We start from the raw sequence: 10,707 nt of genomic DNA on the forward strand, positions 1-10,707 counted from the left end.
GCTGCAAATCGTCAGGGGGTGGGGGTAAGGATGTTCCGCCTGGGCCGGTAAGCGAAAGCTCCGGAAAGACGATCAAATCGCACCCATGCCATGCAGCCTCGGCAATAAAGTGCAGGTGATGTTTTACGTGCTCATCAACACAGTTGTGCCGCGGGGCATACTGAGCCGCGGCAATATTCCATCGTGACATCGTGACTTCCTTATACACTAAGTCGCTGGGATTTTAAGATTACACCTAAATTTATCAGGGTTTTCTTATCCTGCCACATAACGCGTAAGGAAGTGTAACGAGACGTTAAGCTTATTTAACTTTAGGTTCGTACGGCAGGCGCGAGAGATTGACGGAGGCGAGGCGATGCGCAATGAGACGTTCGCGAAACCAGTCGCGCAGATGCGCGGGTTGTTCACGCTCTACCACTTCAGCCACGACGGGCATGTTGTAACGCTCTTTGAATGCGACCCCCGCGGCGGCGAGATCGACATTCACTTTGTCCATCTCGTCCTGAGGAAGGGCGGCCAGATTAACGTTCATTTCCTTCTCCTTTTTCTGCGGCGGCAACGTTACCGCGATTGTTCAACGATGACAAGGGAGCAAAGGATGTTCCTCGACTCGTTAATTATACAGAGTTATTCTTTAGCATTCAGGCATAACGAAAAGGAATGATTGTGATGCATTTTACCCCTTCCCGTGTCGCGTGCGCGCTGGTCTTTCTGCTCTCTTCAGCCATCACGCCCTCAGTTCTGGCCCATGCGCATCTTAAGCAGCAATCCCCGCAGGAAAATACCGTTGCGGTGGCACCAGAGGTCATTACCCTGAACTTCTCGGAAGGCATTGAGCCTGCCTTCAGCGGCGTGGTGGTGACGGACGCGCAGCAGCACAAGATCCAGACCGGCGCGGTGAAGCGTGACGAGAAGGATAACGCAAAGCTGATTGTTCCTCTTGAGAAACCGTTGACGTCCGGCACCTACACGGTGGACTGGCATGTGGTCTCCGTGGATGGCCACAAAACCGAAGGCAGCTATCACTTTAGCGTGAAATAGCATGCTGACCCTGAGCTACGTCGCGTTACGCTTCATCCATTTTGCTGCGCTGATGCTGCTTTTCGGCAACGCGCTCTACAGCGTCTGGTTTGCGCCGTCTTCGTTGCAGCGCCTCATGACCCGGCGTTTCCAGCGGCAGCAGAAACTCGCGGCCTTAATCAGCCTGATAGCGGCTCTGCTGATGTTTGGCCTGCAAAGTGGGTTGATGGGCAACGGCTGGGGCGATGTCATTCGTCCGGCGGTCTGGCGCAGCGTGCTGGGAACGCAATTTGGCGGCGTCTGGTTGTGGCAAATGGTGCTGGCCGTTGTGACGGCGGGCGCTGCATGGCTTACCCCGCAAAAAGGCTCTCGGCTGTTACTGCTCGCGATGGGGCAGCTGGTGCTGCTGGCGGGCGTGGGACATGCCGCGATGAACGGTGGCGCACCGGGAGCGTTGCATCGTCTCAACCATGCGCTTCACCTGCTCTGCGCCGCGACCTGGGTGGGTGGTTTACTGCCGCTGCTGTTTTGTATGCGTCTGGCGAAAGGCCGCTGGCAGCCAGCCGCTATCTTTACCATGATGCGCTTCTCCCGCGTGGGGCATTACGCCGTGGCAGGCGTGCTGCTGACCGGGATAATCAATACGCTCTTTATTGTTGGCATAAACGTGCCGTGGCAGGCGCCTTATGTCCAGCTGTTGTTGTTCAAATGTGCGCTGGTCATGATGATGGTGGCAATTGCGCTGGCGAATCGGTATTTTCTTGTGCCACGCTTTCGCCCGGAGGCCGGGCGGGAACAACAGATTTTTATCAGGATGACACAGGCAGAGGTGGTGCTGGGCGCGCTGGTACTGGCGGCCGTCAGCCTGTTCGCGACCTGGGAACCCTTCTGACAAGGTTAAATAACATATGAATAAGACACTGCTTTCTCTTTTACTTCTCACCTGTGCCAGCAGTGCGTTAGCCGCGCCGCAGGTCATCACTGTCAGCCGGTTTGAAGTGGGTAAGGACAACTGGGCATTTAATCGTGAAGAAGTCATGCTTACCTGCCGTCCCGGTAACGCGCTGTATGTCATCAATCCCAGTACGCTCGTGCAGTATCCGTTAAATGACGTGGCGGAGCAGCAGGTTGCCAGCGGGAAAAGTAACGGACAGCCTGTCAGCGTGATCCAGGTAGATGACCCGGCAAACCCCGGGCAGAAGAAGAGTCTGGCACCGTTTATTGAGCGCGCTGAAAAGCTCTGCTAGCCGTCAGGTTTCCAGTAAAAAAAAACCGCAGGTGCTTGTAAAAGCTCTGCGGTTTTTCACATTTAGTGATGTTCTGACGCTTTTTTTCAGACCACTTTTGCTGTGGACTGGAAAACCTGACGTCGTCATCTATTCTTAAAGGGCAAGGCGATTGAGCCTGCATTAATGCCAACTTTTAGCGCACGGCTCTCTCCCAAGAGCCATTTCCCTGGACCGAATACAGGAATCGTATTCGGTCTCTTTTTATCTATTTGTTTTTCAAAGGTTTTTTCGGTATTAACACGAAACCCCCCGAAAATTACTCGAATATTCCATATCCTGTCTAAACCATAACATACTCTGCACCGCGTGCGTCCAGGTATTTTTTGGTCATTGTTAAATTTTTGTGGCCGAGTAAACGTTGAGCAAACTCTTCTCCGCGCTCCTTTTCGTAGAGCCTGCTCGCCAGACTCCTGATCTCATGGAAAGGCGGTGGGTTAGGACCGAATTTTAACCCGGTCGAATCCCTTATCTCTGCGAAAGCCTGAGTGAGCCCGTCAGGAGTTAGCGGCCCCGGCCTTCTCCCGCCACGGCGAACCGGCGAGTAAAGCATGAAGTCGGAGGGGTTATTTACCCGGCATCGCTCAATGACATCCTGCAACACAAGCCCGGCGACGTCCAGCCTCAAATCAAGGGGGAGCGCCAGTTTGTGACCTGTTTTCTCCTGAGTAACGAAAAGCCTCCCGTCTTTAACGTCACTGAATCTGAACAGCGAAATATCCTCACGTCGCTGGCCGGTGACCAGTGCCAGATCGCATGCGTTTGGCGCCCATTCAGAATGAGTTAACGCAGCCTGGCGGATGACCGTGAATTGTTCGAGCAGCAAGCGTTCTCGCTTAACTTTCGGTGTCGGCGTTCGCGTCGGTTCTGCCGGGTTCCTGTCGACATGTCCTTCCACAATCGCCTCCCTGAAGATGTCCATCAGAACAGACCGTAGCCCGGAAGCCATGCTTTTTTTATCGCAGAGAATGTACGCTTCAAGGAATGAGGCGATATCCTTTGTGGTGACTGATGCGAGGGGTATTTTTCCGAACTCTTCCTTTATGGTGGCGATCTGGTTTCGCCTGACCTTCATCGTGTTTGGTTTCAGCTCGCGCCGCTCGAGAATCACCTCATAACGCTCCAGCCATGCTGCCACTGTGAAAGTGGGCACGTCTTTTATGCGATCCAGGAGAGAAGAGGGAAGGTAATTCTGGTCGATGTAGTTGTTGGCCTCAATGGCCTGGGCAACAGCGTCTTTGCGATCAATCCGGCCAAGAGAAATCTCCTGCCCGGTCACCGGATTGCGCCAGCTGTAAAGTCTGTCTCTTTTACGATAGGTCAGGTTACGGGGCAGGTTAGCGTCGTAACGTACTGGCCTTTTCGCCATGAGTCAGTCTCTCCAGTAAGGTGCCGCCGGACGGCAGTTTGGTGTGTTTCGGTTTAGCGCGCAGATTCTTCTTGCGCGGATCCACGTAGATAGCGTCAGGCTGGACCTTATATTCCTTTCCGTGCAGCTCCGGCGCGGGATAAATTCGCCCCTCCCGCGTCCATCGACGCAGAGTAGAAAGGGATGGTGGAGTCGTGTAGACCTCAGCAGCCCATTCCTGCAAGTTGAGAAGCTTAGCCATGAGAACTCCTTAGCCGCCAGGCATTATATGCGAGGCTGCGTTGACGTGTTGATTAATCGAAATCAGGCAAAAAAGAACCCGGCGCGGGGCCGGGCAAAAGGGATCACGAGGTGGCGCTTTCGCACCCAATAGCCAGCTCATAACTGGCTATCAGTTGCGTCAAGGTTTGATGTGAAGACGCGGCTCCCCGTCTTTCGGTTCCGGCCAGTGGCGGGTCATGTTCACCTTTAGTTTTTCTTCCAGCGCCGCGGTGATTTGCTCATCGGTGATACCGGCGCGCCGCTGCGCGTCCCAAAGCAGGAACTGCATATCAGCCCATTCACTTAGGTCGGCAGGATCGGCAGCAGCTTCCAGCGCCTCTTTCGAAAGGTGCTTCAGAGGTCCGATGGGGCCGACATTGCCGAAGGTCTTTTCTGACCATTCAGCGTGGCGCCGCCGGATCAGGTTTCTGGTGAACTGCGATTTCTTCGATTCGTAAGGTTTCACGCTCTCTCCTCATGCAGCACGCATTGCGCGCAGCTTCTTCAGGTGTTCTGCTGTTTCGATTTCTTCAGCGATCCGCTCGGCCTCTGCTTTGGTCAGCGGCTCGAAATCCTGATTAAAGCGGCCCATGCTGGCAATGCAGGTGCGGCCGTTGCGGATGTAGTGGATTACTTCGTGGGTAGCGCGGAGGATTTTGCAGGGTGCGCCGAAATCATCGGCGTACCAGGTGTTAGGCTGGATTATCCTGAACATTGGCTGACTCCTGCAAAAGGAGGTAGACGATTGCCACAGCGCGCAGCGGGTTACGGTGAGTCGAGCTGACACCAGACTCATGAGTTGCCTGCCACACGGTCTTACCTAATGGTACCAGACCGATTCGATGCTTCTTCATTGCCGGGTAGAGCTCTTCGGCACGACGTAACGGAAACCAGGCGGTGTTCTGTACCGTGTTAAACCAGTTCCACGACAAATTGGCACCGGTCTTTTCATGCGGGTGAATAGTGGCGGTGTACTTTGGCTTCAGGAAATATGCGAGCCTTACACTTATTTCACCGTCACTGAGTTTGGTGTAATCCATCAGGAGCCCCTTTGCTTACGGATAAGTTCCAAATCAGCCTGGCAACTGGCGCACGTCTGGCAGCCGGGAACGGCAGCGCGCCGCGGTTCGGGAATTGGTTCGTCGCATTCTTCACAACGTTCAGCTGATACGGCTTTACGGTCGATGCGGTGAGCTGAAAGGGCAGCGTTACGCTGAAGCTCTTCAATCTCTGCTGCGGTGTCGATGATGTCCATGATCAATGCTCCCGGAACTGTCGGTTAATTCGGTTGAAGGTGAACGCCAGCAATAAAAAGGGAGCTTTAAGCTCCTGGGTGATTAGTGCCTTCATGCTGCACCGCCTTCATTCTTCTCAGCTTCGACTGCCATCTGCTCAAGCCGTCGCGATAACTCGGCAGCCAGCGTCTGGAATTCTTCCTCGGTCGCCACCGGGATCGGCACAAAGCGAATCCCGATGTGCGCCAGGTGGTTGGCTATTTCGAGGCTTTTTCTCAAATCAACGGGGGAGGCTCTGTTCATGCGGCGCGCTCCGCCATTATTTCGGCCTTCTGCTCGTCGTTGAGCATGTCGTCAGAGACGATCGCCACACGGTTGCTGGCACTCCACGATACTGGAGCACTTTCTTTCAGCGCCTTATTCAGCGCCTCAGCAGCATCGCGCACAGCTTGCGGCAAACAGTAATAGTCATCGCCATCAGGCATGATCTCCTCGCAGTGCTGCTCCAAGTCGAACTCAGGCGGATAGTTAGGCTCGCAGATCATTAACTGCAACTCACTGGGCAGCAGGGAGTGCTCATAGCAATAGTCGGCCAGCGACTCAGCGTCGAAAAAGTACTGGTCATCATCAAAGATAACGAGCGGCTCTCCGGTCCATACCTCGAGCTCAAAGGTGGCGAACTTCGCCTGGCGGCTTTCGCGGTGGCATTCTTCGCAATAACCATGAGTGCTATGAATAGGATGTTCGTCAGGTTTGTTCTTGCACTTACGATGAGTGGCACCGCACCAACGCGCCTGGTGCTCGTCACCGCCCCAGAAACGGCCTTGACGGTCTACCCAACCAGTTACGGTCTGGATGCTGGCCGCTTCATCGCTGTCCATCATCACGATTTTTTCAGTGTTCATATTCATTGTTCAGCTCCAAACCGCCCGTTAAGGCGGCCAGTTTTGACGACGAATTCCAGGAGGCTAACTCCCAGAGCTTCAATTTTCTTGTGATGCTTGTTGATGATGGGTGGCACCGTTTCGTTCCAGTTAGGCTTTGGCTTCTTGCGCATGGCCTGCTGGATTTCTTCGGTGCAGCGGCGGCAGGCGGCGCGGACGGCGTTTTCATTTGCTGGCGTCATGCGGCCTCCCGGCGGGCGAGAAGTTTCGCCCCGAAAGCCATCAGCTCGTCCCGGTCCACAGTTGCGAAGTGGCAGTGTGTACGCGGATACGGTCGCCAGATGATAAGCATCGAACCTTTGTTATTTCCCGATACTGGCTTACCGGTGACCGGGTTGATAAATGCCAGTCGCCCGGCGGTGATGAAGCGAACCTCGCTGGCGGTTTGGATAGCTTCCTTGAACCAGCCAACTGAAGTATCTGCCGGTACCAGCATGACCGTGCCGATCTGATTGATGCTCTCGGCAGCGGCCTTCTTCACGAAAGGTGTGATGTCGCTATATGGTGGATTGAGCCAGACGTAACCAGGAACATTCAGGTAATCAGCCCATGGCGTTTCCAGCGTGTTCTGCTCGGCTGTGATGAACTTCCGGCACAGCGCGTTATGCGGCGCAGCGGCGGAATCAAGCTGGAAGCAGAACTCTGCATCAAGGGAAACGAAGATGGCTGGTGGAGTGCGCCAGAGGTCGCGCTGATCCGCTGGCGTGTTGCTGCCGGTGTAATCGGTCATGCATCCTCCCGCTCCGGATCGTTAACATCCCAGCCATTACGCTCAATATTAGTTTGCAGCCGCTTATCTCCGACCTCTTCAATGCTGCGGCCGGTAATCTCTGCGACTTCAGCGTTTGAGTGTCGCCACAGCAGCGCCAGCTCTTCGAGTGACCACGCTTTCATAGCACTGACTCCATTTCGTCTATGTAGAGGCCAGCGGCAATCAGGCGGCGACGGCGTGCTGCACGTTCAATGCACTCCTGCCGCCTACCTTCCTGCGATTGCTCGATGGCGCGCCGGGTGAACAGCCGCGATTTACCCTGCGGCGTTACGACCTTTGGCTTCGTGACCAGGTCGAATGTCCGGTCGCAGATGCCGTCCTCGTTGAGCCATTTTTCCGATTCAACGATCTGCGCTATCTGTCCTGAGCCGCGGGTAATGCCGTTGGCTACCCGGTTAAACTCAATCAGCGTTACGCCAAACTTCTCAGCGATTTCGCTGCCTGTTACCGGGCGGCCGCGCGTTTGAATCATCCAGATAACGCGCTCACGGAGGCCGGAGAATTGCCCGGTTCGCCCGGGACGGCGGTAGAAGGGTGTGCGTTTCATTCGAGCTCCAGAATGCGGCGCTTCGTGTCCGCAACAAGTTCGAGGAAGTCTTTTCGGCGCGCGCGAAGCCGGGCTATTTCTGATTCACATTCGGCAGCTGTAAGGCGATAGACGATGAGCTGTTTACCGTCAGGGAAGTCTGAGCAGTAGCTGATGAAGTCCACCCAATCTCTGCCAGAACAATCAAGGTGACCAACCAGTTGCCATCTGTATGCCGGATCGAAGGAGCCGCGGGTGAGTGTGGAGTAGTGAGTGGCGGCAATGACCGACTTAATCTCAACGAGCCCGTCCTGGCCGACGAGGCCATCGGGGCTGTCACCGTAAGTTTCGTGATCAAAGAACCCGCCGTTATCCACGTCGACGAAGTTCATATCTTCGTACAGCATGCGGGCAATTGGCTCCTGTTCGTGCCCGCGCTCCATGTGGTCGTTTGAGAAGCCAAACTCAGACTTGCACCACTTAATTTGCTCAAGCGCCAACTGAAGGGCGTAACGCTTGGCTGGTTCACCAAACGCCTTTCCTTCGTTAGCCATGATCAGGCCGAAGTTTGAAGCGGTTGCCTTACCCAGGCGAAGAGCATCCCACTCTTCACCGTTTTGCTCGACGTCGTGCCAGATCATGATGAACACTCCTGCTCAAGTTGGCGGCGATGCTCCGGAGAAATGTCCATTCTCGCCAGCACTGCATCAAGGTTTCCGTCGCGCTTGAAAGCTGCTTTAGCGTTATTCCATGCCTGCGTTTTCTCCGGCGAAAGCACCGGTTTCGTGGCGCGCGCCGGGCTTAAGCGGAGACCCTCAACCGATTCTTTTCCGAACCGGACATTTTTATCGACGTAGACCGTGACCTTCACGCCAACCCAATCTTCAAGGAATGGCGATCCGGTAATGCTTTTCAGCATCTTGCTATTGGTGGCATTGAGAATCATCGGCTTGAGCTTTTCGCCAGGGCGCAGCTCGCGCTCTTCAAAATAAGCGGTGTTAAAAACGTCTTTGGATTTTTTTGTTTTGTCGTTTTCTAACGTTGCCCGGGCGATAGTCAGCACCGTTGGCTCAACGATATCGGCGCTGCTCAGGTAAGGGGAGTCAAATGCCTTGCGGTAATGTGTTTTTGAATCTGTCATTTTGCAGCCTCTCTGATGAATCTGTTTACCAAAGGCCTGAGAGCATCCTGAATGGTGAAATGCTCGCGTCGCTCTTTGCTGCTGTCATAAATCGGTGTCCAGCCGCATCCCGTATTCACCTGTATCACCTGGTAACTACCTTTCCCATCTCTCCACTGAATTCCGTTCATCGAGAGCCACTCCTTAAAGTCGGCTAATTTCGATTTGTGAAGTAAATTTCTGCGGGCCATTAACTCTCTCCTTAAAACGGGCAGCCGTTACGGTGTTCCCAGTCGTATTCCGCCTGGGCGTAAGCAACTGCCGAAATGAAATCGTTGTAGGCCTCGCCAGCTTTATCGCTGCGAAGTCCTTCGTATGGGCTGGAGTCAATCGGGATCGTGAAGTGGAAGAGGCTTGACGGCTCTTTTGGCATCATGTCGATGATTCGCTGCGCCCTGTCGTCGATCCACTTCTCCTTCTCGTCGGTGAGCTGCTGCTCAACCCAGCGCCGATCTTCGATTCGGTCGTAAGTGAGGTATGTGTTCATGGCTGAACTCCTGAAATTTGGATGTGCAGATCCCGCCCGCGTAATGCCAGGCCGATCGGTTGAATAGGGTGGTTAATGCTGCGCGATGGATTTCGCCGGGAGCTCGCCGTTTCGGAGGATGCTTTCTACCGGCCAGCATTCAGCTGTTACTTTCTGTTCTGTAGCTGCCTGGCTGCATTCCTGCTGGCTGTCGTAAACGCCGAGAATGACATCCTGATAATCACCGTTGGTCATTGCTACGGTCAGGACGAGTGCGAATAAAGTTTCCATCAGTGAAGAATCCTCCCGATGGCGACGGCGTAAAGACGCTTTGCTTCTTCCCACGCCGGAGCATTGCGATGGAGTACCGCGAACGACGCGAGCCGTTGGGCCTCTCTGATCTGCTGCTGGTTTACCATGATTTCCTCTTGGCCTTATCGCGGCGAACGGAACGGTTAATACAAGACTTCAACGCATATATTCAGTGTTTCAATGGGCGGTGGATGGCCGCCGGTTGTCATAAATGGGCAGACTCGAAAATCTACCTATGTATGGCCGATAAAAAACCCGCCGGAGCGGGTCTATACATCTTCAGAACTCATTAGCAATTTAAGCGCTTCAAATGGTGATGTTTGTCCTTCAAGTTTTTTGGCGAAGAAGTCAGCCTGATCTTGGGTGAATGAGTCAAACGCCTTATTTAAGCTATCTCCATCATCTGAAAAGTTGACGTTGATGCTCATTTCTAAACCAGAGATCATCGTTGATATACACAGCGCAGGATCACCGTCGCTATCCTCACCTTTTTTCACCAGTATTTGCCGGTCGTGCGATTCAAATACTTTTGCAAATTGCTCCATATCCTTACCCTCTGTCTTTACCCGCTGATGCGGGAGAAATGCTTTGGTGCTGGCTCCCCACAATGAAGCTGGGAAGGTCGTCGTCGCCTTGGTGAGCCATTACCTCACCAACTAGCTGATAACCGTCTGCCAGCCAAAAACATTCCAGTTACGCACCATTGCCGCTCTCCCTGAGCCCGCCGGGCGTCCGACGCATGGTTTACTGTCGCGCCGTTCGACTGACCGAAACGCTGTGTTGTTTCGATGGGCTTATTAAAAACCATGGTTGTTTTATCGTCAACAACAAAAGTTGTATTTGATGGCGCATTGGTTTTATTCGGTTGTTTTGAAACGGAATTTATTTTTCATTTCAGTGGTGGTATGTTTAAAAAAACATCAGAAGGGGTGAGCCATGAACATCAACGAAGATAATGCTGGCCTGATTCTCAACGCCTTAGGGCTGGCGGTGGTGGATTTGATAATTAGCGGCACCCCGATCAGCAGGGATAACCTGGTGGAGAGGCTGGAGCGTACCCGGCATGAAACCGGCAATGTGATAGGGAAGGGGCAAACAGGGATGCGGCGGAACTAGTGCGGAAAGGGCAATAAAAAAACCCGGCACGGTGGCCGGGTGGTATTATTTTTTTTCAGCGTTTTGCTCAAGAATCATTTGTATTCTCATGAGCTTATCAGATGTGTCTTTGCTGCTAGAATCAAACTTATCTTCTAGGCGATCCATTCTCAATGAGATTTCAGACTTGCTATTTTGAATGTTTCCAGCAAGCTCTTTTCTAGGGAAGGTGCGAATAAGC

At 53.6% G+C, this 10,707-nt stretch carries 23 protein-coding genes and 2 pseudogenes; 4 read left to right on the top strand and 21 right to left on the bottom strand.

The window, feature by feature from the left end; genetic code table 11:
* Together IPZ49_RS21750 and IPZ49_RS21755 are read right to left on the bottom strand one after the other, a co-directional pair.
* Window positions 1-190, bottom strand: a 190-nt coding sequence (locus tag IPZ49_RS21750; RefSeq protein WP_275425401.1) for a nitrilase-related carbon-nitrogen hydrolase, incomplete at its 3' end; no start/stop codon positions are given.
* A gap of 111 nt (window positions 191-301) precedes the next feature.
* Window positions 302-532 (bottom strand): DNA polymerase III subunit theta, encoded by a 231-nt coding sequence (locus tag IPZ49_RS21755; RefSeq protein ID WP_003859784.1) that lies wholly within the window; start codon window positions 530-532, stop codon window positions 302-304.
* A gap of 137 nt (window positions 533-669) precedes the next feature.
* On the opposite strand from IPZ49_RS21755, the gene yobA reads away from it, so the two are divergent.
* The 3 genes from yobA to IPZ49_RS21770 are packed head-to-tail and all read left to right on the top strand — an operon-like array spanning window position 670 to window position 2,267.
* Window positions 670-1,041, top strand: a complete 372-nt coding sequence (gene yobA / locus IPZ49_RS21760) for a CopC domain-containing protein YobA (RefSeq protein ID WP_058688596.1) — start codon at window positions 670-672, stop codon at window positions 1,039-1,041.
* 1 nt (window position 1,042) lies between these two features.
* Complete coding sequence (copD, locus tag IPZ49_RS21765; protein WP_017384341.1) at window positions 1,043-1,912, top strand: copper homeostasis membrane protein CopD; 870 nt, start codon at window positions 1,043-1,045, stop codon at window positions 1,910-1,912.
* A gap of 16 nt (window positions 1,913-1,928) precedes the next feature.
* Window positions 1,929-2,267 (top strand): YebY family protein, encoded by a 339-nt coding sequence (locus IPZ49_RS21770; protein WP_033486805.1) that lies wholly within the window; start codon window positions 1,929-1,931, stop codon window positions 2,265-2,267.
* Window positions 2,268-2,589: 322 nt separating this feature from the next.
* On the opposite strand, the gene IPZ49_RS21775 is transcribed toward IPZ49_RS21770, so the two are convergent.
* From IPZ49_RS21775 to IPZ49_RS21865, 19 genes and pseudogenes are all read right to left on the bottom strand, one after another.
* Window positions 2,590-3,675: a tyrosine-type recombinase/integrase gene (locus tag IPZ49_RS21775; protein ID WP_062937913.1), complete on the bottom strand. Its 1,086-nt coding sequence runs from the start codon at window positions 3,673-3,675 to the stop codon at window positions 2,590-2,592.
* Window positions 3,644-3,916, bottom strand: coding sequence for an excisionase (locus IPZ49_RS21780; protein WP_023300430.1), 273 nt, complete (start codon window positions 3,914-3,916; stop codon window positions 3,644-3,646). Before IPZ49_RS21780 ends, IPZ49_RS21775 begins: the two co-directional genes overlap by 32 nt.
* A 165-nt stretch (window positions 3,917-4,081) precedes the next feature.
* Window positions 4,082-4,354 (bottom strand): annotated as a pseudogene (locus IPZ49_RS21785) (dATP/dGTP pyrophosphohydrolase domain-containing protein); the annotation flags it as partial.
* Between the two features lie 57 nt (window positions 4,355-4,411).
* Window positions 4,412-4,651, bottom strand: a complete 240-nt coding sequence (locus IPZ49_RS21790; RefSeq protein WP_062937911.1) for a DUF4222 domain-containing protein — start codon at window positions 4,649-4,651, stop codon at window positions 4,412-4,414.
* Window positions 4,629-4,976: a hypothetical protein gene (locus IPZ49_RS21795; protein WP_062937910.1), complete on the bottom strand. Its 348-nt coding sequence runs from the start codon at window positions 4,974-4,976 to the stop codon at window positions 4,629-4,631. The genes IPZ49_RS21790 and IPZ49_RS21795 overlap by 23 nt, the downstream gene beginning before the upstream one ends.
* Window positions 4,976-5,194, bottom strand: a complete 219-nt coding sequence (locus IPZ49_RS21800; protein WP_375336484.1) for a TraR/DksA family transcriptional regulator — start codon at window positions 5,192-5,194, stop codon at window positions 4,976-4,978. The genes IPZ49_RS21795 and IPZ49_RS21800 overlap by 1 nt, the downstream gene beginning before the upstream one ends.
* A gap of 88 nt (window positions 5,195-5,282) precedes the next feature.
* A complete protein-coding gene (locus IPZ49_RS21805; protein WP_022650956.1) occupies window positions 5,283-5,474 on the bottom strand; it encodes a DUF1382 family protein in 192 nt (63 codons plus the stop codon).
* Entirely contained in the window at window positions 5,471-6,082 is a 612-nt protein-coding gene (locus IPZ49_RS21810; protein ID WP_062937908.1) for a hypothetical protein, read from the bottom strand. The genes IPZ49_RS21805 and IPZ49_RS21810 overlap by 4 nt, the downstream gene beginning before the upstream one ends.
* Window positions 6,079-6,297: a hypothetical protein gene (locus IPZ49_RS21815; RefSeq protein ID WP_048209225.1), complete on the bottom strand. Its 219-nt coding sequence runs from the start codon at window positions 6,295-6,297 to the stop codon at window positions 6,079-6,081. The genes IPZ49_RS21810 and IPZ49_RS21815 overlap by 4 nt, the downstream gene beginning before the upstream one ends.
* On the bottom strand, window positions 6,294-6,845 hold the full coding sequence (locus tag IPZ49_RS21820) for a phage N-6-adenine-methyltransferase (RefSeq protein ID WP_062937907.1): 552 nt from the start codon (window positions 6,843-6,845) through the stop codon (window positions 6,294-6,296). Before IPZ49_RS21820 ends, IPZ49_RS21815 begins: the two co-directional genes overlap by 4 nt.
* Complete coding sequence (locus tag IPZ49_RS21825) at window positions 6,842-7,009, bottom strand: hypothetical protein (RefSeq protein ID WP_165599899.1); 168 nt, start codon at window positions 7,007-7,009, stop codon at window positions 6,842-6,844. The genes IPZ49_RS21820 and IPZ49_RS21825 overlap by 4 nt, the downstream gene beginning before the upstream one ends.
* Window positions 7,006-7,434 (bottom strand): hypothetical protein, encoded by a 429-nt coding sequence (locus IPZ49_RS21830; RefSeq protein ID WP_062937906.1) that lies wholly within the window; start codon window positions 7,432-7,434, stop codon window positions 7,006-7,008. Before IPZ49_RS21830 ends, IPZ49_RS21825 begins: the two co-directional genes overlap by 4 nt.
* Window positions 7,431-8,054, bottom strand: a complete 624-nt coding sequence (locus tag IPZ49_RS21835; RefSeq protein WP_062937905.1) for a lambda exonuclease family protein — start codon at window positions 8,052-8,054, stop codon at window positions 7,431-7,433. The genes IPZ49_RS21830 and IPZ49_RS21835 overlap by 4 nt, the downstream gene beginning before the upstream one ends.
* A complete protein-coding gene (locus IPZ49_RS21840; protein WP_162268914.1) occupies window positions 8,051-8,359 on the bottom strand; it encodes a hypothetical protein in 309 nt (102 codons plus the stop codon). The genes IPZ49_RS21835 and IPZ49_RS21840 overlap by 4 nt, the downstream gene beginning before the upstream one ends.
* Window positions 8,356-8,554: pseudogene (locus IPZ49_RS21845) on the bottom strand (hypothetical protein). Before IPZ49_RS21845 ends, IPZ49_RS21840 begins: the two are co-directional and overlap by 4 nt.
* The gene (locus IPZ49_RS21850; protein WP_023328770.1) at window positions 8,551-8,784 is read right to left on the bottom strand and encodes a hypothetical protein; all 234 of its coding nucleotides are present in this window, start codon (window positions 8,782-8,784) and stop codon (window positions 8,551-8,553) included. Before IPZ49_RS21850 ends, IPZ49_RS21845 begins: the two are co-directional and overlap by 4 nt.
* An 11-nt stretch (window positions 8,785-8,795) precedes the next feature.
* A complete protein-coding gene (gene gamL, locus IPZ49_RS21855; protein WP_062937903.1) occupies window positions 8,796-9,080 on the bottom strand; it encodes a host nuclease inhibitor GamL in 285 nt (94 codons plus the stop codon).
* 72 nt (window positions 9,081-9,152) lie between these two features.
* Window positions 9,153-9,350, bottom strand: a complete 198-nt coding sequence (locus IPZ49_RS21860; protein WP_062937902.1) for a DUF1482 family protein — start codon at window positions 9,348-9,350, stop codon at window positions 9,153-9,155.
* A 290-nt stretch (window positions 9,351-9,640) separates the two neighbouring features.
* Window positions 9,641-9,916: a hypothetical protein gene (locus IPZ49_RS21865; protein ID WP_058685516.1), complete on the bottom strand. Its 276-nt coding sequence runs from the start codon at window positions 9,914-9,916 to the stop codon at window positions 9,641-9,643.
* Between the two features lie 391 nt (window positions 9,917-10,307).
* Here IPZ49_RS21865 and IPZ49_RS21870 point away from each other — a divergent pair, with 391 nt between their 5' ends.
* Window positions 10,308-10,487, top strand: coding sequence for a hypothetical protein (locus IPZ49_RS21870; RefSeq protein WP_227754128.1), 180 nt, complete (start codon window positions 10,308-10,310; stop codon window positions 10,485-10,487).
* The last annotated feature ends 220 nt before the right edge of the window (window positions 10,488-10,707 follow it).

It is taken from the genome of Enterobacter cloacae complex sp. S2 (assembly GCF_015159675.1).
GTDB lineage: Bacteria > Pseudomonadota > Gammaproteobacteria > Enterobacterales > Enterobacteriaceae > Enterobacter > Enterobacter intestinihominis.